This is a genomic window from Sphingopyxis alaskensis RB2256 (assembly GCF_000013985.1).
Classification (GTDB): Bacteria; Pseudomonadota; Alphaproteobacteria; order Sphingomonadales; family Sphingomonadaceae; genus Sphingopyxis; species Sphingopyxis alaskensis.
In genome coordinates this window covers 2,603,071-2,626,189 of the sequence record NC_008048.1, presented here as the reverse complement: position 1 = coordinate 2,626,189, position 23,119 = coordinate 2,603,071, and the positions used below count along the sequence as shown (strand labels likewise).

Sequence of the window (23,119 nt, the reverse complement as noted above, 5' to 3'; positions counted from 1 at the left end):
AGGCGGCATAGCATATGGCAACCGCCAGAAATCCAAGGAACAATGCGATGCGCATGAACCAAGACTTTCATGGCGGTGCCTGCCCGTCAATCGGCGTCAGGCCGAACCGGCTTGGACGCCGGTTACCGTCCCGGCGATCGACGGACATTCGTGAAGGTCATAGCCCGCGGTCTCCCGGCCGATGTCGGCGAGTTCACCATGGATACGCAAGATTTCTCCGCTGACGCCGACCAGCGCGACCTGCGCCTTCATCAATCTCCGGATCGCGGCCTGTCCTTTGACCGCGGGCACTCCGACCGTATCGCGCCGGGCGGTGACGACACTTGTCATCAACGAGGATAAGGCGATGAGCGCATCGTCGATGCGCACTTCGGCCGCAGGGACATCGCGGATGAGACGTGCGGCCGTGATGGTGATTTCGTTGGACATGACTTCTCCTCTGCCGGAAGCCAGTGCTCCGGCCATTGCTGATCGACTGTGCGAAAGGGTCACCCGGAAAGGAGGCGCGTCAGTGTTTCACCGATCGTCACCGCCGCAAGAACGAGAATGACGAGGACGGCCAGCATCGCCGCCATGATCCCGCCCCGGTTCAAGCGACGATGATCGTGCCTCCAGAGACCCTTGGACGGCGGGTCGGCCACGATGTCGTTCAGCGCCAGCGGGGCCGGCTCGCCGTCCGGGAAATCGGATGGCACGAGGTCAGTGCCCGGCGGTAGTACGACCGGATCACATGGTATCCGGTCGTAGGTCTGGCGCAGCCGGGCGTAGATGAGTGCGGCCTCGTCGCGATTGGCGGCGCCGAGGATATGCCGGGCAGTGGTGATCCTCAGATCGACTGCCTGCTTCGATATTTGGAGGCGGCGCGCGATCTGTTTCGAGGTCTGGCGCTCGAGCAGCAAATCGAGACATGCGCGCTGTTTCCCGGTGAGACGCGCCCAGCGCAAAGGCTCGTCCGACGGCTGCGACCCCGAATCAGTCATTGTTACACTCTTGTCATAATCGCGCGCGACGCAAGTTGTCGCGCCCGCGTTTCGGGCTGGTCCGGTTCTCGAGATCGCCGGCACTTACGCCATCGCCTGTCTTTCATCGCCACGCTGCGACGCGGCGAAAAGCTTGTTGAATCCGGCGCTTTGCTGCGTCTCTTACTCATCCCCGTCGAGCGGGGCGCCCTTGCCCCGCGTCAAGAACCGGGGACCCGATGGGCGCAGAACCGATCCGGCTGGAGGCACGTCATCGCAGCGCACGCATGCTGCGCACGGCGATGGGCGGCGCGATCGCCGAGTGGCTCTCCGACCGCGAAATCATCGAGATCATGCTCAACCCCGACGGGCGGCTCTGGGTCGATAGGCTTGGCCTCGGGATCGAGGACAGCGGCGAGACGCTGAGCGCGGCCGATGGCGAACGCATTATCCGCCTTGTCGCGCATCACGTCGGCGCCGAGGTCCACGGGGCTGCACCGCGCGTGTCCGCCGAGCTTCCCGATGGCGGCGAGCGCTTCGAGGGATTGCTGCCGCCCGTCGTCGCCGCGCCGACATTCGCCATCAGAAAACCGGCTATCGCGGTCTTCACGCTCGCCGACTATGTCGCCGCGGGCATCATGTCGTCCGAGGCCGCGGACATCCTTCGCGTCGGCGTGCGCGAGCGTCTGAACATCCTCGTCGCCGGCGGCACGGGCACCGGCAAGACCACGCTGACCAACGCGCTCCTCGCTGAGATTGCGGGCAGCAGCGACCGCATCGTGCTGATCGAGGATACGCGCGAATTGCAGTGCGCGGCGCCGAACCTCGTCGCAATGCGCACTAAGGATGGTGTCGCCTCGCTCTCCGACCTCGTGCGCTCCTCGCTCCGCCTCCGGCCCGATCGCATTCCGATCGGCGAGGTTCGCGGCGCCGAGGCGCTCGATCTTCTGAAGGCATGGGGCACCGGTCATCCGGGCGGTGTGGGCACGATCCACGCGGGTAGTGCGCTCGGCGCGCTCCGCCGGATGGAGCAGCTCATCCAGGAAGCGGTGATCACCGTCCCGCGCGCGTTGCTCGCCGAGACGATCGATCTCGTCGCCGTGCTCGTCCGCGACGGTAGTGGCCGGCGCCTTGCCGAACTCGCACGCGTCGACGGCTTCGACCGGCTGAACCTCGAATATCGCCTCACGCCCCTCATCACCCCCGAAGGAGACAATCGATGATCCATGCCCTCCGGCATGGCGCCCGCCGCGCCATGCTCTGTTCGACCGCACTTTTTGTCGCGCTCGCGGTCTCGGCACCCGCTCAAGCCGGCGGCTCGTCGATGCCGTGGGAAGCGCCGCTTCAGTCGATCCTCGAAAGCATCGAGGGTCCGGTCGCGAAGATCGTCGCGGTGATCATCATCATCGTGACCGGCCTCAGCCTCGCCTTCGGCGACACCTCGGGCGGGTTCCGCCGGCTGGTCCAGATCGTCTTCGGTCTGTCGATCGCCTTCGCCGCCTCGAGCTTCTTCCTCTCCTTCTTCTCCTTCGGCGGTGGAGCGCTGGTTTGATGGATGGGCAAGGGGAAGTGCCGGGCTTCTTCGCTTCGGTCCACCGGGCGCTGGCCGAGCCGATCCTGCTTGGCGGCGCGCCGCGCAGCCTCGCGATCGTGAATGGCACGCTTGCCGGCGCGGTCGGACTCGGGCTCCGGCTCTGGGTCGTCGGTCTCGCCATCTGGGCGGTCGGTCATGCCCTCGCTGTCTGGGCCGCCCGCCGCGACCCCCAGTTCGTCGACGTCGCCCGGCGTCACCTCAAATATCCTGTCTGGATGCGCCCATGATGAATCTCTCCGAATATCGCACGAAATCCGCCCGCCTCGCTGACTTTCTCCCTTGGGTCTGCCTGGTGGCGGAGGGCGTGGTGCTGAACAAGGATGGCTCCTTCCAGCGCACGGCGCGCTTCCGCGGGCCCGACCTCGACAGCGCCACGCCCGCCGAACTTGTCGCGGTCACGTCGCGGCTCAACAACACGCTGCGCCGGCTGGGATCAGGCTGGGCCGTGTTCGTCGAGGCGCAGCGGGTCCCGGCCATGACCTATCCCGTGTCCGAGTTCCCCGACCCGGTATCGGAACTCGTCGATATCGAACGCCGCGAGCAGTTCCGCGAGGAGGGGGCGCATTTCGAGAGCTTCTATTATCTGACCTTGCTCTGGATGCCGCCCGCCGAGGAGGCGGCGCGCGCCGAGGCCTGGCTCTACGAGGGCCGTTCGAAGACGGGCGTCGATGCGCAGGAATTGCTGAAAAGCTTCGCCGATCGCACCGAGCGCGTGCTGCATCTTGTCGAGGGCTTCATGCCTGAGGTCGAATGGCTCGGTGACGGCGAGACGCTGACCTATCTGCACAGCTGCATCTCGACCAAGGCCCAGCGCGTCCGCGTGCCCGAAACGCCGGCCTATCTCGACGCGCTGCTCGCCGACGAGGCGCTGGTCGGCGGTCTCGAGCCGCGGCTCGGCGACCATCATCTGCGCACGCTCACCATAACCGGCTTTCCGAGCGTAACCTTCCCGGGGCTGCTCGACGAACTCAACCGCCAGGCCTTCGGCTATCGCTGGTCGTCGCGCGCGATCATGCTCGACAAAACCGACGCGACCAAGCTGCTGACCAAGATTCGCCGGCAATGGTTCGCCAAGCGCAAGTCCGTCGCCGCAATCCTCAAGGAAGTGATGACCAACGAGGCGTCGGTCCTGATGGACAGCGATGCCTCGAACAAGGCGGCCGACGCCGACATGGCGTTGCAGGAGCTGGGCGCCGACGAAGCGGGTATCGCCTATGTCACAGCGACGATCACGGTTTGGGACCGCGATCCGGCCTTGGCGGCCGAGAAGCTGCGGCTGGTCGAGAAGATCGTCCAGAGCCGCGACTTCACCTGCACCGTCGAGGGCGTGAACGCGCTCGAAGCCTGGTTCGGGAGCCTGCCGGGCCATGTCTATGCCAATGTCCGTCAGCCCCCGGTCTCGACGCTCAATCTCGCCCATCTGATCCCGCTGTCGGCGGTGTGGGCGGGGGCGGAACGGGACGAGCATTTCGGTCAGTCCCCCTTGCTTTACGGCAAGACCGAAGGTTCGACCCCGTTCCGCCTTTCGCTGCATGTCGGCGATGTCGGTCACTGCCTCGTCGTCGGTCCGACCGGCGCCGGCAAGTCGGTGCTTCTGGCGCTGATGGCGATGCAGTTCCGCCGCTATGAAGGCAGCCAGATCTTCGCCTTCGATTATGGCGGATCGATCCGCGCCGCGGCGCTTGGCATGGGCGGCGACTGGCAGGATCTCGGCGGCGCGCTTCACGACGCGGGGAGCGACGGGTCGGTGGCGCTCCAGCCGCTCGCGCGGATCGACGAACCGGCCGAGCGCGCATGGGCCGCCGAATGGCTTGCGGCGCTGCTCACGGGCGAAGGCGTTGCGGTCGATCCGGCGGCGAAGGAGCATCTCTGGTCGGCATTGACTTCGCTCGCGACCGCGCCGGTTACCGAGCGAACGCTCACTGGACTCGCCGTCTTGCTCCAGTCGCAGGAACTGAAGCTCGCCCTTTCGCCATATCTCGTTGGCGGCCCATGGGGTCGCCTGCTCGATGCCGAGGTCGAGCATCTGGGCTCCGCGCGGGTGCAGGCGCTTGAAACCGAAGGCTTGGTCGGCGCTTCGTCGGCGGCGACGGTCCTCTCCTATCTGTTCCACCGCATCGAGAGACGCCTCGACGGCTCGCCGACGTTGATCATCATCGACGAAGGCTGGCTCGTTCTCGACAGCCCCGCCTTCGCCGCGCAACTGCGCGAATGGCTCAAGACGCTCCGCAAGAAGAATGCGAGCGTGATCTTCGCGACGCAGAGCCTCGCCGATATCGAAGGGTCGAGCATCGCGCCCGCGATCATCGAAAGCTGCCCGACACGGATATTCCTGCCGAACGAGCGCGCCGCTGAGCCGCAGATCGCGCGGGTCTATGACCGCTTCGGCCTGAACAGCAGACAGGTGGAGATATTGAGCCGGGCGACGCCGAAGCGTGACTATTATTGCCAGTCACGGCGCGGCAACCGACTGTTCGACCTTGGCCTCGGCGACATCGCGCTCGCCTTTGCCGCCGCCTCTTCGAAATCCGACCAGATTCGCATCGGCGAGCTGATGGCCGCGCATGGCCAAGACCAGTTCGCGGCGGCCTGGCTTCGCCATCGCGGCCTCGAATGGGCCGCCGATCTGCTCGGCAATCTTGAAATCGCAGCCCCCCTGAAGGAGTGAATAGGATGAAGACAAGCTTTTATCGCCGCACAGCGCTGGCCGGCCTGATCGCGATCACGATGCTGTCGGCGGGCGCAGTGATCACCCCCGCATCGGCGCAGATCGGCGGGATCGTCCACGATCCGCGCAACTATGCCCAGAATATCCTGACCGCAGCGCGCACGCTCGAGCAGATCAACAATCAGATCAAGCAGCTGCAGAACCAGGCGACCTCGCTCGTCAACGAGGCGCGGAACCTGCAGAGCTTGCCGGTCTCGACGCTGCAAGAGCTGCAGGGCCAGGTCGACCGCACCCGCGAGCTGCTCGGTGAAGCGCAGCGCATCGCCTTCGACGTCGGCGACATCCAGAAGACGTTCGAGGCGCGCTATAAGGGCGCATCGCTGTCGGGGCCGCAGGCGGCGCTCGTCGTCAATGCCGAGGCGCGCTGGAACGACAGCGTCGGCGCCTTTCAGGACGCGATGAAGGTACAGGCCGGCGTGGTCGTCAACATGGGAGCTGCGCGGCAGTCGATCGGCACGCTGGTGACCTCGAGCCAGTCGGCGACCGGCGCGCTGCAGGCGGCTCAGGCGGGGAACCAGCTGCTCGCGCTCCAGTCGCAGCAGCTTGGCGACCTTGCCGCCGCGATCGCCGCACAGGGCCGCGCCGAAATGCTCGATGCCGCACGCGCCGCCGCCGCGGAAGCCGAGGGCCGCGAACGCTTCCGCCGCTTCCGCAAGGGCAATTGAGATGGGCCGGGCGGGCAAGCTCACGGTCGGTGCGGTCATCGGAGGCATGGCGCTGACGATCGCTCTTATGGCCGCGCTGGACCCGCCCGCGCCCCGTGCGTCCGCTCTCCCTCAGATCTCCGGAGCGGACGCACGACCCAATCTGAAAGACACGCTGCGCCGCTGCCGCACAGTCACCGTCGCCGATGCCGAGTGTGAGGCCGCGTGGGAGGCGAAGCGCCGCCATTTCTTCGGCGAGGAAGAGGATGAGAAATGAACGATACGGGCGTCATCGACCAATTCCTGTCGGTCTTCTCGACCTATATCGATAGCGGCTTCGGGCTACTCGGCGGCGAGGTCGGCTTCCTCTCCTCGACGCTGATCGTGATCGACGTGACGATCGCGGCGCTCTTCTGGGCTTGGGGCGCGGACGAGGATGTGCTGCAGCGCTTGGTCAAGAAGACGCTCTACATCGGGGTCTTTGCCTTCATCATCGGCAACTTCCAGAGCCTCGCGACGATCATGCTCGAAAGCTTCGCGGGTCTCGGCCTCAAGGCGAGCGGCGGGGCGATGGCGATCGGCGACTTCATGCGGCCGGGCGTCGTTGCGGCGACAGGGCTCGATGCGGCCGAGCCGCTGCTCGACGCCAGCGCCGACCTCCTGGGACCGGTCGGGCTCTTCACCAATTTCGTCCAGATCATGATCCTGCTCGTCGCTTGGGTGATCGTGGTGCTCGCCTTCTTCATCCTCGCGGTACAGGTCTTCGTGACGATCCTCGAGTTCAAGCTCGTCACGCTCGCGGGCTTCGTCCTCATCCCCTTCGCCTTTTTCGGGCGGACAGCTTTCATGGCCGAGCGTGTCCTCGGGCATATCATATCGTCGGGCATCAAGGTGCTCGTACTCGCCGTCATCACCGGTATCGGCACGACCTTGTTCGACCGCTTTCTCGAGGCCGGTATCGGCCCAGAGCCTGATATCGAGCAGGCGATGGCCATCGCACTCGGCGCGCTCACCTTGCTCGGTCTCGGCATCTTCGGCCCCAGCATCGCGAACGGTATCGTCGCTGGCGGACCGCAGCTCGGAGCGGGCGCGGCAGCGGGAACCACGGTCGCGGCGGGCGCCACCCTCGCCGCCGGTGCCGCCGGCGCGACGCTTGCGGGCGGCGCGGCGGCAACGGCAGCGCGGGGCGCGGCTGCTGCCGGCGCCCGCGGTGCGGGAAGCGCATCGGCAGCCTATTCCGCGGGAGCGGCCGGGAAGAGCGGGGCGAGGGCGGTCGGTTCCGGCCTGGCAAATGTCGCGCGCAGCGCCGCGAGCGGCGCCTCGTCCCCGCTCCGCCGCGCGGCGGAGAAGCTTCGGGCGAACTTCGAGGCCGGGCGGGACGGGCCTGCCGATAGCGCGGCGCCGGCCCGGCCCGCCGATGCGCCGCCCGCCTGGGCCGCAGCAATGCGCCGCCGCCAGATGGTGACGCAGGGCGCCACCATCGGTGCCCAGACCCTGAAGGGTGGCGACAGCCACGGCGGCGGTTCGGCTCCCGACATCAGCGAAAAGGACTGACCGATCATGTTCAAGAGACCGACCAACCATTATGGCCGCGCCCCCGAGCCGGTCACCCCCTATCAGCGCGCCGCGCAGGTCTGGGACGACCGTATCGGCTCGGCGCGCGTCCAGGCGAAGAACTGGCGGCTCGCCTTCTTCGGCTCGCTCCTCCTTTCGGGCGGTCTTGCGGGGGGCCTCATCTGGCACTCGGCGCGCGGCACCATCACCCCTTGGGTGGTCGAGGTCGACAAGCTCGGCGAGGCCCGTGCAGTCGCGCCGGCGGACGAGGATTATCAGCCGACCGATCCGCAGACGGCGTTCCATCTCGCGCGGTTCATCGAGCATGTGCGTTCGGTCCCGGCCGACCCGGTGGTGCTGCGCAAGGACTGGCTCCGCGCCTATGATTTCACGACCGCGGCAGGGGCTCAGGCGCTCAACGATCATGCCCGCAACAACGACCCCTTTTCCGAGGTCGGCAAGGTCCAGGTCGCGGTCGACGTCTCGAGCGTGATCCGCGCCTCGAAGGACAGCTTCCGCATCGCCTGGACCGAGCGTCGCTATCAGGACGGCAGCCTGATCGAGACGTCGCGCTGGTCGGCCATTCTTACCGTCACCCATGTGCCGCCGCGCACTCCCGATGCCCTCCGCCGCAATCCGCTTGGAGTGTTTGTTTCCGCTATTTCCTGGTCGAAGGAGCTCAGCCAATGAAGGCCTTTTCCCGTATCTCGCTGCTCGCGGGTGTCGCTGCGCTCGGCGTGGCGTCGCCATCCCTCGGGGCTGAAGGTCGCGATCCGAAACAGAATGTCGGGCGCGCCAACGACGCGGCGCGCGTGCAGCCCGATCGCGCGACCTTCCTCAACGCGATCCAGAAATATGCCTGGGCCGAGGGCGCGCTGTATCAGGTCTATGCGTCGCCGGGGCAGGTCACTGACATCGTGCTGCAGGAGGGCGAGGAGCTTGTCGGCCCGGGGCCGGTGGCTGCCGGCGACACGGTCCGCTGGATCATCGGCGACACGGTGAGCGGCAGCGGAGCGAGTCGCCGCGTGCACATCCTCGTGAAGCCAACGCGGGCCGACATCATGACGAATATCGTCATCAACACGAGCCGCCGGACCTATCACATCGAGCTGCGCGCGACGCCCGCGACCTATATGGCGTCGGTGTCCTGGTCCTATCCGGAAGCCGAGCTGATCGCGCTGCGTGCTGCGGAGGTGGAGCGTGAGCGGGCGGCGCCGGTCGCGGCAGGGCTCGACCTTGGCGCCCTCAACTTTCGTTACCGGCTGTCGGGCGACAAGCCGGATTGGCGACCGGTGCGCGTTTTCGATGACGGGCGCCAGCTCTTCATCGAGTTCGGCGAAGGCGTCGCAACGGGCGATATGCCCCCGCTGTTCGCGGTCGGTGAAAAGGGCGAGGCCGAGCTCGTCAACTACCGCGTCCATGGCCGCTTCATGATCGCCGATCGCCTGTTCGAACGCGGACAGCTTCGGATGGGTGCCGGACGCGCGGCGCGCGAGGTGGTTATCGAGCGCGTCGGCCGCGTGCGGGGGCGCTCGTGAGCGCGCCGGAACGGGACGAGGAGGAGGTGGTGGAACTCGTCGCTGTCCCTCCCGCAAGCGGCGAGCCCTTTCGGCTTGGTGCCGAGCCGCCGAGCGTCATGCGCCTGTCGCGCAAGGCGCTGGCCATTCTAGGCGCCGCATTGGGGACCGCTATCGGCGGCGCGCTTCTCTATGCGCTGCAGCCCGCCAAGCTCAAGGTGGCCGAGAATCTCTACGATAGCGACCGTGCGAACAAGTCCGAGCTCGTGACCGGAGCGCCGGGCGATTATGGCAAGATCCCGAAGCTCGGCGAGCCGCTCCCTGGCGATCTCGGGCGGCCGATCCTTGCCGCGCGCGAGAATGGCGAGACCGTCCCGGTGCCTCCGATCGGCGCGCCTCCGCCGCCAGACCCGCGAGCCGCTGCGGCGGAGCAAGCCCGCGCGCGTGCGGCCCAGGAACGCGAAAGCGCGCGCGCCAGCCAGCTCTTCCTCGGCGGTGGGGCGTCGGTCACCTCGCAGCTGCCGGTGCTTGGCGAAGGCGTGTTGCGACCGGCGCCCGACAATCTGCAAGCCAACCCGACCGCGGCCGACAAGCGCAAGGGCTTCCTCAGTGGTGATGGCGCCGGTCCGGCAGAGAGCATGGCGCGGCTCGTCCAGCCCTCATCGCCGCATCTGGTCCAGGCGGGCAGCGTGATTCCGGCGGCACTCATCACCGGCATCCGGTCCGACTTGCCGGGCCAGATCACCGCGCAGGTGACCCAGAATGTTTACGACAGCCCCACCGGGCGCATCCTGCTCATTCCGCAGGGTGCTCGGCTGATCGGCGAATATGGCAGCGAGATCGCCGACGGGCAGAGCCGGGTCCTTCTCGCATGGGACCGGCTGATCCTGCCGGGCGGGCGCTCGATTGCTCTCGATCGCCTGCCGGGCGCCGATGCGGCCGGCATGGCCGGGCTTGCCGACCGGACCGATTATCATTGGGGCCATATGCTGAAGGCCACGCTGGTTTCGACGCTGCTGGGCGTCGGCGCCGAACTCGGCGCCGACGACGAGGATCGCCTCGTTCGGGCGGTGCGGCGTGGCGCGCAGGACAGCATCAACGAGACGGGACGGCAACTCGTCGAACGCCAGCTTGGAGTGAAGCCGACCATCACGGTTCGGTCAGGCGCGATCCTCCGCGTCATTGTGACGCGGGACATCATCCTCGAGCCTCTGGATCGAGGCGGACGGTGACCCGGCTCAGGCTCGGTCCGATCGCCGAAGACAAGCCGGTCAAACTGACTCTCGAATTGCCCGGGCTGCTGGCGCGCGATGTGGCGGACTATGCCGCCGTCCATGCGGCGCAGACCGGCCTCGCGACCCCCTTGCCACCTGAACGGCTCATCCCTGCCATGGTCGAGCGCTTCATCGCAGCCGATCGGGGTTTTGCGCGCCTGCGTTCGAGGCGCTGAGCCTGCGTAGCCGCGCGTGTCTTTTTATATGCCGGACTTGCACTTCCGATCCGAACGACGCAGACCGGACGCATTCCTTGGGTGTCAGGGGGCGGATGAATGAGCCAGGAACCGCATCAACGGACCGAACAGGCTAGGTCGGCACTCGCGACGCTCTCGGTCGTCGGAGCGGCCCTCGCTGGCGCTGCCGTCGGTGTGCTCCTGGCTCTGCCCCTACGGTCCATCGCCTGGCCGCTGCTGGCCATCGGCCTCATAGCCCACCTGTTTGCCATGGTCGGAACACGCCGCCTTCTCGCTGCAGGCGGCTATGAACCCCCATGGTGGCAGCGAGCGGGATATTGGCTGTGCTGGGTTGCCATCGCTGCCATCGCCATCATCGCCGCGATGCGGCTGGCCTAGCGGCGCGGCGCGCTGGCAAGGGATTAAGCGCATTATAAGGGTGGATGGCTGGCGAACCGCCGGTTTGCTTGGGTCCGTCTTTGCGGTTATTGCGTATTCCCGGCCCGGTCATTTGCGGCGATCTCCTCAGCCCATGGTTCAACAGGCTGGGTAGAGACGATGCAGACAGGGGAAGGGCGAGCGCCATTCGGCGGCGCGGGCGAACGGGACGCCGGCGAGGCAATCTCGATCGCGTTTCTCGGGGCGGCGGGTACGGTGACCGGCTCGCGATATCTTCTCGGAGATCGCAGCGCGAAGATCATGATCGACTGCGGCCTGTTTCAGGGTGGTCGTGAGCTTCGTGAACGAAATTGGGAGCCGGCGCTCTCTGACCACCGGGCCATCGACACCATCGTTCTGACCCATGCGCATCTCGATCATTCAGGCTATATTCCGCGCTTTGTGAAGGAAGGCTGGAGCGGCCGGATTCTATGCACCGACGCCACCGCGGACCTTTGCGGCCTCCTCTTGCCCGACAGCGGCTTTCTCCAGGAGAATGATGCGGCGTTCGCCAATCGCCACGGCTATTCGCGCCACAAGCCCGCGCTTCCTCTCTACACGAAGAAGGACGCCGAGGTGGCGCTCGACTATCTCGATCCGGTCCGCTTCGGGGCATATCGTTCGGTGGCAGGGGGCGCCGAACTTCGCTTCCATCGTGCCGGACATATACTCGGGGCGGCATTCGTCGAACTCAAATGGCGTGACCGCACGATCCTCTTCTCGGGAGACCTGGGCCGCTTCAACGATCCGGTCATGCTCGATCCCTCGCCTCCCGTGGAAGCGGATTATCTGATCGTCGAATCGACCTATGGCAACCGGAGCCATGAGGCGCTGGATGCCGTAGCGGCCCTTGGCGATGCCATCGAGCGCTGTGTTCGCCGCGGCGGAACCGTGGTCATTCCGGCCTTCGCCGTCGGCCGGGCCCAATCCATCCTCTATCATCTATCACGCCTGCGCGCCGCAGGGCGGATCAGCAATGTTCCCGTCTATCTCGATAGCCCGATGGCAATCGACGCGAGCGGCATCTTCTGCCGCCATGCCGGCGACCACAGGCTGACCGAAGCGGAATGCGATGCCGCTTGCAAGGTCGCGCGCTATGTTCGCGATGTCGAAGAGTCCAAGGCGCTCACAATGAGTCCGGTGCCCAAGGTCATTATCTCGGCAAGCGGAATGGCAACAGGTGGCCGCGTTCTCCACCATCTCAAACGTTATGCGCCCGATGGCCGCAACCTCATTCTGTTCGCCGGCTTCCAGGCGTCCGGCACGCGCGGCGCTGCAATGGTGGCGGGTGCTCCCAGCGTCAAGATCCATGGCGAACAGGTTCCCGTGCGAGCCGAGGTGCGCAATCTTTCGATGCTGTCCGCGCACGCCGATGCCGACGAGATACTGAAGTGGCTCGGCCAGTTCGTACGGGCGCCCCGGATGACGTTCATCACCCATGGTGAGCCCGATGCCGCGGCCGCTCTTGCGCGGCGCATCGGCGACGAGCTCGGCTGGCCGTGCCAGATACCCGGCCTTGGTGATCGAGTGGTGCTCGAATGACCCACCCCGTCCCGGATACCGGACCCGCGTCGGAGAATATGGCACCCCATCGCCTCCGGGCTCGGCCCCTCGGCCTGTTCCTGCCGCAGCAACAACCGGCCGTCGTCATGCGAACCGATTGCTACATATGCCGCTCGGAAGGTCTTGCGGCGCGCAGTCAGGTGCTGATCCAGGCAGGGGGGCGGGAGATATTGGCCTCGCTCCTGCATTCGTCCGGCGAAATGATCGCGCCGGGGGAGATCGGCCTTTCGGAATCGGCCGCCGCGGCGCTCGGGGTCGCGCCCGGCGATGCGGTCAGCGTGCGTCACGCACCGCCGATCGATTCCTTCGGAGCATTACGCGGTCGCGTGTATGGAAATCGTCTCGATGGCGCGGCCTTTCGGTCGATCGTCGACGATATCGTTGCTGGCCGGTATAGCGACGTCCATCTGTCCGCCTTCGTAACGGCCTGCTCCGCCTTCCCTCTGGATCATGCGGAAACGGTGGCGCTGACCGGTGCCATGGTCGCGTCCGGCGAGCGGCTGGCCTGGGGTTCGGACGTCGTCGTCGACAAGCACAGCGTGGGAGGCCTGCCCGGAAACCGGACCACCCCGATCGTGGTCGCGATTGTCGCCGCGCTGGGCCTCATCATGCCAAAGACATCGTCCCGAGCGATCACCTCTCCGGCAGGCACGGCCGACACCATGGAAACGCTCGCGCCCGTGAATCTCGACGTCGGCGCGATCCGACGTGTCGTCGACCACGAAGGCGGGTGCATCGTGTGGGGCGGCGCCGTCTCGCTCAGTCCGGCTGATGACATCATCATCGGTGTTGAGCGGGTGCTCGATCTCGATGCGGCGGGCCAACTGGTCGCCTCGGTCCTGTCCAAGAAGCTCGCGGCGGGCGCAACGCACCTCGTCGTCGACATGCCGATCGGACCGACGGCAAAGGTACGCTCGCCCGCCGATGCTGCCGCACTTTCGGGGGCGCTTCAGAAGGTTGCAGCGGAGTTCGGCCTGATCCTCAAGGTGATGCAAGGCGATGGTCGCGAACCTATCGGTCGGGGAATCGGCCCTGCCCTCGAGGCGCGCGACATCCTGGCTGTGCTCGAGGGACGCGATCCGCCCCCTGATCTCGCCCGCCGCGCCTGCGAATTGGCAGGCGCGCTCATCGAACTCGCGGGCCGCGCCAGCCCCGGCACCGGTGCGGCCCTGGCCGCTCAAGTGCTGGCCGACGGGTCGGCTTGGAGCAAGTTCCAGCGAATCTGCGAGGCGCAGGGCGGCATGCGGACACCGCCCCTGTCGAATCATCGTCATGTGATGACTGCGCAGAGGCCGGGACGCGTTTCGGCGATCGACAATCGCAGGCTCGCCAAACTCGCCAAACTTGCAGGCGCGCCAGCCGCGAAAAGTGCCGGCCTCGAAATGCACGTCCGGCTCGGCTCCGCGGTCGAAACAGGAACGCCCCTCCTCACAGTGCACGCCGAAAGCCAGGGCGAACTGGCCTATGCGCTGGCCTATGCCGAGGCCGTTGGCCCCATTCTCGAGCTATCCGACCGATGACCCCGCCGATGTTCCTGCCGCTGCCCGGTAACGGCAAGTTCGCGGTTGGACTCGCGGGCCTGCTCGGGGGCGAGGTCGGACGGATCGAAACCCGCAGATTTCCGGACGGTGAGACCTATCTGCGGCTCCTTTCCGAGGTTGCCGGCCGCGACATCGTGCTCGTCTGCACGCTGGATCGCCCCGATACCAAGCTGGTTTCGCTTCTTATCGCAGCCGACGCGGCCCGCGAGCTCGGCGCCTTCAGCGTAGGGCTCGTAGCCCCATATCTTGCCTATATGCGCCAGGACCGGCGCTTTCAGAATGGCGAGGCAATCAGCTCGCGCAGTTTCGCGCGCCGCATTTCGGGCGCCGTCGACTGGCTGGTCACGGCGGATCCCCATCTTCATCGATATGCCTCGCTCGGCGACATCTATGATATTCGGGCCGAGGCCGTGCATGCCGCAGCGCCGATTTCCGACTGGATCAGAACCCATGTCGAGCGGCCGCTCATCATCGGTCCCGACAGCGAAAGCGAACAATGGGCGAGCGCGATCGCACGCCGCGCCGGTGCCCCTCACGCCGTTTGCAGCAAGCTGAGATTGGGCGATCGCGACGTCAGGATCGCGCTACCCGATCTCTCGGCGCATACAGGGCGCACCCCGGTTCTGGTCGACGATATCGCGTCATCGGCCCGCACGCTGATCGAAGCGGCGCGGGGAATAGGAGAGGCTGGTTTTCCGCCGCCCGAATGCGTCATCGTGCATCCGTTATTCGCTCGCGGCGCCTTCGCGGCACTGTCCGCCGAGGCGGGGCGTATCGTCAGTACCGATGCTGTCGCTCATTCCAGCAACGCCATCAGCCTGCAGCCGGTCGTCGCGGAAGGCGTGCAGCGCCTCCTCGCTAAACCCGATCGATAAAGCGGCCGATATCTAGGTATTTTCCGAAGTTGCGAACACTACGTATGTCGAGCTTGGACTCTGGACCCTAGTCCTGTTGCCGAAGAACAGGATTCTTCGACAGGCAGTCAGGGCAGCGGCCCGAAGGAGTTCAAGATGATCAGGAAAAGCATCATGATCGCGGCGGCAGGCATTTCGATGTTCGCGGCCGCCCCGGCGTTCGCCCAGGGCATCGGGCACAGTTTCTTCATGCGGGGCTCGATCGTCGAGACCAGCGCGGGCAATACCGTGGTCTGCATCGGCAAGGCCGATGGCGCCGAAGTCGGCCAGACGCTCGAAGTCTATCGAAACGTCCGGCATCCGGGTCCCGTGGCATCGAAGGGCAATGTTGCTCCCTTCCATCGCAAGCGGGTCGGCCAGGTGACCATCGACCATATTTACGATGACCATTTCGCCCATGTCACGATCGCCGAAGGCAAGCTGGCCAAGAACGATATCGTCGAGCTTCGCAAGGACTGAGTCCGGCCCTTTCCGTAGCGCGAGCGAGGACCGGGGGAGATGTTCCCCTCCTCCTCGCGCGCGGATAGGACCACGCCGCGTCGTGGCCCGGATGTCGGACCCGCGTTGGAGGCATGAACCGGCAATAGCCCGCCTCCAATGCCGAATGTCTCTTGACCTTGGACCATGGTCCAACCTGCACAAGCGAGCGGATGTCATGGGAAGCTACAAGATCGGAAAGCTCGCCGAAGCCGCGGGCGTGGGGCGCGATACGATACGCTATTATGAGCGGACGGGCTTGCTACCGGCCCCGGGCCGTACCGCGGCCGGCTATCGCCTTTACAGCGACGGGGACCTTGAGCGGCTCAACTTCATTCGCGCGTCGCAGGAACTCGGATTCACGCTCGAACAGGCGCGCCAGCTTCTCACCCTCAAGGCATCGGATACCGCCACCGCGGCGGCCGTGCTTGCGATCACGCTCGACAAGGTTCGGGAGGCCGAAACGCGGGTCAGGAAGCTGACTGAGATTCGGGATGTGCTGCAGGACCTCGCCGACAATTGCCCGCGAGAGGCGCCGGTCTCCGACTGCAACATAATCGCATTCTTGGCGGAAAAACGAAGACCAAAAAAATAGCGTTCGCAGGGGAACATATTACAACATTGAAAATAGGGGATTTTTATGAAGAAATATTCCATTTTGTTGCTCACCCCCGCGCTCCTTCTCGGAGGCTGCGTCACGACCCGGGCCACTCAGGCCGAAGTCGATAGCTGCCGGGCCATGGAAGAGAAGATGGGGCTCGATCAGCGCCATGACCATGGCGAGATGAAACGCCAGGGCTTCAATCCGATGAACCTGTCGCACGGCCGCTGCCAGCGGATTCTGCGCGACGCGAAATGACTTTGTCCGGGTGGCCGATGGCCACCCGGACTAGTTCGAGGAAGGGATAATGCCATGACAAACCGAAAAATCGACCTGAAATGGGCTGGATATGGTGTCGCGCTCGCAGCGGCACTCGCGCTCGCCGGCTGTGGAGACAAGGCCGAGAACAAGGCCGCGGACGCCGCCTCGGCAACCCCCGACGCAACCGCCGGTGGCGCTGGTTCCACGCCGTCCACCGATGCCTCATCCGCCGCGCCAGCCGCGCCCGATGCCATGGATCATGAAGATGACGCGATGGACGAGGAAATGATGCGCCATCATCGTCAGGAAATGGACCATGACGAGATGCGCAAGGGTGGGGCGGGGCAAGGCAATATGCAGCCCGCGGATCAGACCACGACCGATCAGTCGGCGCCGATGAAGCATATGTAAGCAGATTCGCCGGGCGGGGTGACCAAAGATGCAGAAATCATTCCGCTTCGGCCTGTGCGTGGCGATGACGTTTCTGACGGCATCGATCGTCCATGCGGAGGACGCCGACGAGCATGCCGCCCATCATGGGAGTGCCTCGCCGCCTGGCGGCGTGGCGGTTGGCAGCATGGCGTCATCCGGGATGAAGCCCGCGGGCGAAATGCAATCGATGATGGGCGAAATGATGGAAGGCGAGCATGGCGGCCGCCGCCAGTCTCCTTTCTTCTCGCAATTGCTCGCGCTACCGGCACTCGATGACGCGGCGAGGCAAGCCCTGCTGCGGCAAGCCGAGCAACGGTCGCATCGAGGGCTGATGCTGATCTCCGAGGCCGCCCGCGCAGCCGCGCACGCCGAAACGGCGACCGAGCAAATCGCCGCCGTGCGCAATCTTCGCGAAGGCAGCGATCTTCTCGATAGCGGTGCGGCTGCCCGGATGGCCCTCGCCGGGACCGGAAAGCCGGCGGGCGCCGCGATGAACTGGTTCCGCGATCGCCTGTCGATCGAGCCGGACGAGACGCACGCGGCCCATCCTTTCGGCCTGTCTCCCTCCCACCTGCTGCTGATGCTGTTCCTCCTCTTGCTGAGTACCGGCCTCGCCGCGTTGCAGCTACTTCGTCTCAAGCGCATCCGTCAGATCGTCGCAGCCAGGAAAGGAACCGCGAAGGTCGCCAACACGCAACCGTCGCCGGCCGCAGCTCCGGAGATGCAGGCCGCTACGGCCGGAGCGCTCGCGCCAAGCAACGCGCCCGCCCCGGCCGGTGCTTCGCTGCGCAAGCCCCGGCCCTGGTCCGGACCGCTGCGGGTGACGCGGATCATCCGGGAGACGCCGACCATCAGGACCTTCCGTCTCGCAGATCCCGCAGCCGACCGGCTGCCTTTCGATTTCCTGCCCGGTCAGTTTCTGCAAATCGAGGTCGAGCCCGAGCCCGGCAAGCGTGCCCGCCGATCCTACACTATCGCTTCGTCGCCGACGCAGCGGGCCTATGTCGAACTGACGGTGAAGCGCGAGGAGCAGGGAGCGGTGTCCCGCCACCTGCACGACACGCTCATTGTCGGGGATCTTGTTCGAGCCTCGGGCCCTTTCGGCTCCTTCACCTTCACTGGGACGACCGCGGATAGTATCGTGCTCATCGCGGGCGGTGTCGGGATCACGCCGATGATGTCGGTATTGCGCTATCTTACAGACACCGCCTGGCCGGGCGAGATATTCTTCCTTTATGGCGCTCGGTCCACGGACGAGTTCGTCTTCCGTGACGAAATCGAGCGACTCGAGCGGCTTCATGACAATCTGCATGTCTTCGCCGCGATGGAGCGCTCGCCAGGGACGGTCTGGCATGGCGCCGTCGGCCCCCTGACGCGGGACATGCTGCTTTCGGCCGTCCCCGACATCGCGCGCCGCCGCATCCACCTGTGCGGTCCCCCCGCGATGATGGCGGCGATGAAGGCGGAGCTCGCCGAGCTCGGCGTGCCGGAAGTGCAACTTCATACCGAAGCCTTTGGGCCCGCATCGCTGCCCATCGATCCAGTCGACGCGCCCAGCGCGCCCGGCAACGATGCAAGTCGCACGGTACAGCCTCCGTCCGCGCCTTCCACAAGGATTGCCGAAGCTTCCGTGACGTTCGCTCTGTCGGGTGTGTCCGCCGCCCTGGCTGGCGATCAGACCGTGCTCGAAGCCGCCGAGGGGGTTGGCGTCGAGATACCCTATTCCTGCCGCACCGGAGACTGCGGACTATGCGTCACCAAGCTGCTCGACGGTGAAGTCACGATGGCGAACGAAGCGGGCCTGGCGCCGGAAGACAAGGCGAACGGCTATATATTGGCTTGCCAGGCCAAAGGCAGCGGCAAGCCGATCGTGGTTGAAGCCTGATGCGCGAACGCGGCGACATATTGATGGTGCTTCTGGTGGGGTTCATTCTGGTCTTTCCGGCCGGATTTCTCGTTCACGCATCCCCACGCTTCCCCGGTAGCCTCGGCGGCGGTCTGCTCGGCATCCTTGCGGCCCTGTGCATGCTGCTGACGCTTCCCTATGTGGCGGCCAAACATATCCCGCCGCTCGATCGTCGGATTACGCGCTATGTGCGTAAGCCGACGCTCCTTGCCGTTCATATCTATTCTGGCGTTCTGGGAGCTTTCTTCGCCCTCCTTCACACCGCGCACAAGTTCGCGAGTCCGCTGGGCCTCATGCTAACCGGCCTCCTCCTCCTCACCGTTGCAAGCGGATTTGCCGGGCGCTATCTTCTCGGCGAACTTGCAAGGGCCTTGCGCGGCCGCAAGTCGGAACTGGCTTCGCTCCAGTCGGCCTTTCTGGACATTCCGGCGGCGCCGGGCGAAATTGGGGAGACGCAGGAGCCGCCACGCTGGCTTCGATATGTCTTCACCCGCGCAAACCAGCCCGCTGAACCACCACCGCAGGATGCGATCAAGCTTGCCGCGGCCATTTCCGACACCGAATATGCCGTGCGGGCAGAGGAAGTAACGGGAGTACTTTTCGCACGCTGGCGATGGTTTCATATCGTGGCCGGTTCGCTGCTTTACGCGCTCGTGATTCTCCATATCGCGGCCGCGGTCTATTTTGGTCTTCGCTGGCCATGATGCGCCACTGGCTGCTTCCGGCCCTTTTTGCGACCAGCCTGCTCGTCGTGCTGCTTGGGCTACCGGCGCTGTCGCGGTCGAACGCGCCGCCTCAGGCCGGCGTGGTCGCGCAGCTCGTTTCGCCGGGCCCCCTGTCCGAAGCCCACCGCAGCCTCGCAGGATCGTGCCGAAACTGCCACACCCCCATCGCTGGTGTGACGGGGGAGACTTGCAAGAGTTGTCATGCCGCGACCGACTTCGGAAACAAGCAATCGACCCAATTCCATGCCTCGGCCTTGCAATGCACCTCATGCCACGTCGAGCATGCGGGCAGACAGAGCCTCATTCGCATGGATCACAAGGCCCTGTTCAAGCCGGGAATATGGTCGCAGCGCCCCGCCGCCGCGACCGCCGGCGGCGCGGTGACAGGCGTGCTCGCCTGTGCTGGTTGCCATTCCATTCGCGACCCGCACCTGGGCCTCTTCGGAACGCGCTGCGCGAGTTGCCACGCGACCGACAGCTGGCGCATCGACGGCTACCGGCATCCCTCGACCAATTCCCGGAACTGCTCCGAATGCCACCGGGCGCCGCCGAGCCACTATATGGAGCATTTCAGCATGGTTTCGCAGCGCGCCGCAGGCGAGCGGGCGACCGTGGAACAATGCTATGCCTGTCACACGACCGACAGTTTCAACAATATTCGCAGGAGAGGCTGGTATGATCACCATTGACGGCGGAAGCGGTCACTGGCTCGAGAGCCTGTTCCGCCTCGCCGTGGTTATCCTGGAACTGAGCGGCACGGCAACCATCCTGACAGGTGCCGCGCTGGCGACCGCGACGTTTCTCCGTCAGGCCTGTCGAGGCCTCTATGCCGAAGCCTATCGTCCGTTCCGATCGACACTCGGTCGCAGCATATTGCTCGGCCTTGAGTTTCTCGTAGCGGGCGACATCGTGAAATCACTGGTGATCAACCCTACGCTTAACGACCTCGTCGTGCTCGCGGGCCTCGTGTTTGTTCGTACCTTCCTGAGCATTTCGCTGGGCGTCGAGATCAATGGTCATTGGCCTTGGGAGAATACGCGCATGGAGCGCGCCCGCCTCGACGCGGCGACGGACCGGTGACCACCATGCCATCCGACACGCTCAGGCGCATCTTTCCGAGAGGATGGCGGCTTCGGCCGCATGGCTCGATTCAATGGGAGAATTTTCATGCTTGAGAGGCGATCGATCCTGGGGACCGGGCTTGCCCTGACAATGCTCGTCGGCGCCGCGCGCGCCGAAGATCCACCGCCCGGCGGGGGAATGCCCGACTCCCATGCAATGCCGCTTGCCGATTGCGCGGCGTTGTGCCTGGAAACGCATCGAAGCTGCATCGAAGCCGCGCGCCATTGCCTAGAAGAGGGCGGCGACAAGGCCGCTCCGGGGATCATGGCTATTCTCGCCGATTGCGCCGGGATTTGCCTCACGACCGCTCAATCGCTGCTTCGCAATTCTCCGGCTCATGGGATCCTTTGCCAGACCTGCGAGCAGATCTGCCGATTGTGCGCGGAAAACTGCGCTGCATTCACGGGTGACGCACAGCTGTTGCGCTGCGCGAACTTATGCCGCCGCTGTGCCGAGGGGTGCGGCATGATGGTCATGTCTTCATAGCAGCACGTGGCGTTCCGATTTTCTTCGGGCGAGAGATCAACATGTGGGCTTCACGTATTTCGATCCGGACGTTCGGTGCAGCATATCGAGCACAGCGGCGCCGATCCGACTTGGTGTCGATACAAAGCAAAGATTTCGAATGGAGACACATCATGCGCAAGATTTCCCCTGTTCTGACGGTCCTTGGCCTCCTCGCCCTGACCCAGATGCCGGTCCTCGCCGACGAGAGCAAAGGGCCGCCGAAGAAGCCGGCCGCCACCGCGCCGGCCCAGAAGCCCGGCGACGAGCATCGCCACGGCATGGACCACGGCGGACAGCAGATGCACGACAAGATGATGAAAGATCACCGCGAGGGCATGGAAAAGATGCAGGATCAGTCCGGCGGTGGATGCGGCGGCAACGACAAGCCCATGCCTGCCATGGGCGGCATGGGGACGTCCAAGCCTGCGGACAAACCGAAAGACATGCCGATGAAGCACGAGCATATGTGAGCATCGGTCGGTCCATCCCCCCGGAAGCCCGCTGCCCCCGTGGCAGCGGGCTTTTTGTCTGAAAAGCTCAAATGTTCCCGTGAAGATTTTCGGTCCTGCGGCAGCCAGCCGGAACTCCGCAGTTTTTGGCGGATCAAGCTTCGGATTCTTGCTCCTCCTGATTGCCGTTGCCGCGACGTCGGCCACGCAAACGGCCGCCATCGCTTTTCTGCCGTCCTTGATCGAGGGCGGCGCGGTGATCCCCGTTGCCGCAACCCACGATTTCCATATAGTGAGCCTTTCGGCTTCCTTTCCTCTTGCCGCTCTCGGCCTTGCGCCCATTTGGGGGTGGTTGGCCGATCGCATGGACTATCGGGTGCTTCTTCGGATCGCGCTTCTGGTCCTCGCGGCAACGACACTGGCGTTCGGCAGTACCGATCTCGCCACCTTATATCTTCTGCGCATCCTGTCGGGCATGGCGTCGGGGGCCATCATTCCTCTCTCGCTCCTTGCTGCGGGCTTCCGGGCCGAGAGCCGGGTGGGTCGGGCCCGTCTCTTCACATGGCTGACCAGCTTTGTCTTTCTTGGCGACCTGGCCGGCCCCCTGCTCACACAATTGTCTTTTCCGCTGCTGCCGTCGGCCCCGCTGTTCCCTCTCGCCCTGGCACTCTTGCTCGCCGGTTGCCTGCTGTCGCCCTCTCAGCTTCCCAAACGGTCTCGTTCGCATGCCATCCCGCGCCGCAGCAACCGCGACAACAACCGGAAGACTGCGACACTCCTCGTCATCACCATTATCGCCGGCGCTGCCCTGGCGGCCCTTCACATCGGTCTGCTGGTGACCGGCCAAGGCCTTCCGCTCGACCGCGAAGCCATCGCCTTCATGCTGAGCCTTTGCGGCGTCGGCATGCTCGCGGCACAAATCGCGCAGGCCCGTTTGGGTTGGCTTGTCCGCCGGCCGGTCGATCTCACGCGTCTTATGCTGCTCGTTCTGGCAATCGGACTGTTGGCTTCGCAAAATCCGCGGTCGATCCTCGGTCTCGCGGGGATCGCTTTCCTTCTCGGCTGGAGCGCGGCCAGCCTTCGCCTCGTGACCAGCTTCTGGATCAGCAACCGCAGCTCCCGGGTTTCGGGTGCTCGGCTCGGGCTCCAGCATGCGGCGGCGAGTATTGGACAGGCGGCGGCGCCGATCGGGCTTGCGCTCGCGGGAGTGGGGCAGCAGTGGGTGATCACGTTCACCCTGGCGGCGGCGGCATTGATCGTCGCTCTCAGCCTGCCTTTGCTGTGGCAAGAGGGGGAACGGACGAGCGATCGGTCCAGTCAGCCATGATCCCTTGCGGAGCAAGCGATCGCCTCGAGCAGTGCGCGCGCGATCAGCGGCTTTGCAATGACATGCTCGAATCCAACGCGCCTCGCTTCGCGTTCCAGCGCGTCGTCATGATAGGCCGAGATCATGATCGCGCAACCGCACCAGCCCTTCGAGCGTAAGCGTCTCAGGAGTGACAGGCCGTCGATGTCCGGCATGCGAAAGTCGACGACAAGGCAATCGGCATGAAGTGATCGCGGGTCGGCCAATAGCGCGCTGCCGCTAGTATAGGCCCGGACCCGAAATCCCTGGGCCCGCAGCATCAATTGCGTCGAACGGCGAACGCCCGGGTCGTCGTCCGAGACCAATATCGTGAAGGGGTGACGGGACGATTGCCCGATGTGCACAGACATGAGTGGCGAGCATCCGAAAAT

At 65.3% G+C, this 23,119-nt stretch carries 29 protein-coding genes; 26 read left to right on the top strand and 3 right to left on the bottom strand.

Annotation, left to right across the window (positions count from 1 at the left end; genetic code table 11):
- Positions 1–96: 96 nt before the first annotated feature.
- Positions 97–429 (bottom strand): hypothetical protein, encoded by a 333-nt coding sequence (locus tag SALA_RS12675; protein WP_011542759.1) that lies wholly within the window; start codon positions 427–429, stop codon positions 97–99.
- Between the two features lie 59 nt (positions 430–488).
- Complete coding sequence (locus SALA_RS12670; protein ID WP_153802697.1) at positions 489–980, bottom strand: helix-turn-helix transcriptional regulator; 492 nt, start codon at positions 978–980, stop codon at positions 489–491.
- Between the two features lie 218 nt (positions 981–1,198).
- Here SALA_RS12670 and trbB point away from each other — a divergent pair, with 218 nt between their 5' ends.
- The 26 genes from trbB to SALA_RS12540 all read left to right on the top strand — a co-directional run bounded on the left by trbB (position 1,199) and on the right by SALA_RS12540 (position 22,709).
- Positions 1,199–2,182: a P-type conjugative transfer ATPase TrbB gene (trbB, locus tag SALA_RS12665; RefSeq protein WP_011542757.1), complete on the top strand. Its 984-nt coding sequence runs from the start codon at positions 1,199–1,201 to the stop codon at positions 2,180–2,182.
- Entirely contained in the window at positions 2,179–2,511 is a 333-nt protein-coding gene (locus SALA_RS12660; RefSeq protein WP_011542756.1) for a TrbC/VirB2 family protein, read from the top strand. Before trbB ends, SALA_RS12660 begins: the two co-directional genes overlap by 4 nt.
- Entirely contained in the window at positions 2,511–2,780 is a 270-nt protein-coding gene (locus tag SALA_RS12655) for a VirB3 family type IV secretion system protein (RefSeq protein WP_041383336.1), read from the top strand. The genes SALA_RS12660 and SALA_RS12655 overlap by 1 nt, the downstream gene beginning before the upstream one ends.
- Positions 2,777–5,221: a conjugal transfer protein TrbE gene (gene trbE / locus SALA_RS12650; protein ID WP_011542755.1), complete on the top strand. Its 2,445-nt coding sequence runs from the start codon at positions 2,777–2,779 to the stop codon at positions 5,219–5,221. The genes SALA_RS12655 and trbE overlap by 4 nt, the downstream gene beginning before the upstream one ends.
- A 5-nt stretch (positions 5,222–5,226) precedes the next feature.
- Complete coding sequence (gene trbJ / locus SALA_RS12645; RefSeq protein WP_011542754.1) at positions 5,227–5,946, top strand: P-type conjugative transfer protein TrbJ; 720 nt, start codon at positions 5,227–5,229, stop codon at positions 5,944–5,946.
- Between the two features lies 1 nt (position 5,947).
- Positions 5,948–6,202, top strand: coding sequence for a putative entry exclusion protein TrbK-alt (gene trbK-alt / locus SALA_RS12640; protein WP_011542753.1), 255 nt, complete (start codon positions 5,948–5,950; stop codon positions 6,200–6,202).
- On the top strand, positions 6,199–7,479 hold the full coding sequence (gene trbL, locus SALA_RS12635) for a P-type conjugative transfer protein TrbL (protein WP_011542752.1): 1,281 nt from the start codon (positions 6,199–6,201) through the stop codon (positions 7,477–7,479). Before trbK-alt ends, trbL begins: the two co-directional genes overlap by 4 nt.
- A gap of 6 nt (positions 7,480–7,485) precedes the next feature.
- Entirely contained in the window at positions 7,486–8,169 is a 684-nt protein-coding gene (gene trbF, locus SALA_RS12630; RefSeq protein ID WP_011542751.1) for a conjugal transfer protein TrbF, read from the top strand.
- Positions 8,166–9,017, top strand: coding sequence for a P-type conjugative transfer protein TrbG (gene trbG / locus SALA_RS12625; RefSeq protein WP_011542750.1), 852 nt, complete (start codon positions 8,166–8,168; stop codon positions 9,015–9,017). Before trbF ends, trbG begins: the two co-directional genes overlap by 4 nt.
- A gap of 29 nt (positions 9,018–9,046) precedes the next feature.
- The gene (locus SALA_RS12620; RefSeq protein ID WP_011542749.1) at positions 9,047–10,228 is read left to right on the top strand and encodes a TrbI/VirB10 family protein; all 1,182 of its coding nucleotides are present in this window, start codon (positions 9,047–9,049) and stop codon (positions 10,226–10,228) included.
- Positions 10,225–10,446 (top strand): DUF2274 domain-containing protein, encoded by a 222-nt coding sequence (locus tag SALA_RS12615; RefSeq protein WP_011542748.1) that lies wholly within the window; start codon positions 10,225–10,227, stop codon positions 10,444–10,446. Before SALA_RS12620 ends, SALA_RS12615 begins: the two co-directional genes overlap by 4 nt.
- A 99-nt stretch (positions 10,447–10,545) precedes the next feature.
- Complete coding sequence (locus tag SALA_RS12610; protein WP_011542747.1) at positions 10,546–10,845, top strand: hypothetical protein; 300 nt, start codon at positions 10,546–10,548, stop codon at positions 10,843–10,845.
- Between the two features lie 159 nt (positions 10,846–11,004).
- Positions 11,005–12,426, top strand: a complete 1,422-nt coding sequence (locus SALA_RS12605) for an MBL fold metallo-hydrolase RNA specificity domain-containing protein (RefSeq protein WP_011542746.1) — start codon at positions 11,005–11,007, stop codon at positions 12,424–12,426.
- Positions 12,423–13,967, top strand: coding sequence for a thymidine phosphorylase family protein (locus tag SALA_RS12600; RefSeq protein WP_011542745.1), 1,545 nt, complete (start codon positions 12,423–12,425; stop codon positions 13,965–13,967). Before SALA_RS12605 ends, SALA_RS12600 begins: the two co-directional genes overlap by 4 nt.
- Positions 13,964–14,863, top strand: a complete 900-nt coding sequence (locus SALA_RS12595) for a ribose-phosphate pyrophosphokinase (RefSeq protein WP_011542744.1) — start codon at positions 13,964–13,966, stop codon at positions 14,861–14,863. Before SALA_RS12600 ends, SALA_RS12595 begins: the two co-directional genes overlap by 4 nt.
- Positions 14,864–14,998: 135 nt before the next feature.
- Positions 14,999–15,361 (top strand): hypothetical protein, encoded by a 363-nt coding sequence (locus SALA_RS12590; protein ID WP_011542743.1) that lies wholly within the window; start codon positions 14,999–15,001, stop codon positions 15,359–15,361.
- 91 nt (positions 15,362–15,452) lie between these two features.
- Positions 15,453–15,974 carry a heavy metal-responsive transcriptional regulator gene (locus SALA_RS12585; RefSeq protein ID WP_237700964.1) on the top strand — a complete coding sequence of 174 codons (522 nt, stop codon included), beginning with the start codon at positions 15,453–15,455 and terminating at the stop codon, positions 15,972–15,974.
- A 45-nt stretch (positions 15,975–16,019) separates the two neighbouring features.
- A complete protein-coding gene (locus tag SALA_RS12580; protein ID WP_041383334.1) occupies positions 16,020–16,238 on the top strand; it encodes a hypothetical protein in 219 nt (72 codons plus the stop codon).
- 54 nt (positions 16,239–16,292) lie between these two features.
- A complete protein-coding gene (locus SALA_RS12575; RefSeq protein ID WP_011542741.1) occupies positions 16,293–16,652 on the top strand; it encodes a hypothetical protein in 360 nt (119 codons plus the stop codon).
- A gap of 28 nt (positions 16,653–16,680) precedes the next feature.
- On the top strand, positions 16,681–18,558 hold the full coding sequence (locus SALA_RS12570; RefSeq protein ID WP_011542740.1) for a 2Fe-2S iron-sulfur cluster-binding protein: 1,878 nt from the start codon (positions 16,681–16,683) through the stop codon (positions 18,556–18,558).
- Complete coding sequence (locus tag SALA_RS12565) at positions 18,558–19,283, top strand: hypothetical protein (protein ID WP_011542739.1); 726 nt, start codon at positions 18,558–18,560, stop codon at positions 19,281–19,283. The genes SALA_RS12570 and SALA_RS12565 overlap by 1 nt, the downstream gene beginning before the upstream one ends.
- Positions 19,284–19,612: 329 nt before the next feature.
- Entirely contained in the window at positions 19,613–19,993 is a 381-nt protein-coding gene (locus tag SALA_RS17525; protein ID WP_237700871.1) for a hypothetical protein, read from the top strand.
- Entirely contained in the window at positions 19,980–20,384 is a 405-nt protein-coding gene (locus SALA_RS12555; protein WP_011542737.1) for a DUF1622 domain-containing protein, read from the top strand. Before SALA_RS17525 ends, SALA_RS12555 begins: the two co-directional genes overlap by 14 nt.
- Positions 20,385–20,471: 87 nt before the next feature.
- Complete coding sequence (locus tag SALA_RS16905; RefSeq protein ID WP_153802696.1) at positions 20,472–20,912, top strand: four-helix bundle copper-binding protein; 441 nt, start codon at positions 20,472–20,474, stop codon at positions 20,910–20,912.
- 152 nt (positions 20,913–21,064) lie between these two features.
- A complete protein-coding gene (locus SALA_RS16470) occupies positions 21,065–21,403 on the top strand; it encodes a hypothetical protein (RefSeq protein WP_049754663.1) in 339 nt (112 codons plus the stop codon).
- Between the two features lie 148 nt (positions 21,404–21,551).
- Positions 21,552–22,709, top strand: coding sequence for an MFS transporter (locus SALA_RS12540; protein ID WP_041383331.1), 1,158 nt, complete (start codon positions 21,552–21,554; stop codon positions 22,707–22,709).
- Here the strand turns inward: SALA_RS12540 and SALA_RS12535 are convergent.
- Positions 22,700–23,098: a response regulator transcription factor gene (locus SALA_RS12535; RefSeq protein WP_011542733.1), complete on the bottom strand. Its 399-nt coding sequence runs from the start codon at positions 23,096–23,098 to the stop codon at positions 22,700–22,702. The genes SALA_RS12540 and SALA_RS12535 overlap by 10 nt on opposite strands.
- Positions 23,099–23,119: the final 21 nt, after the last annotated feature.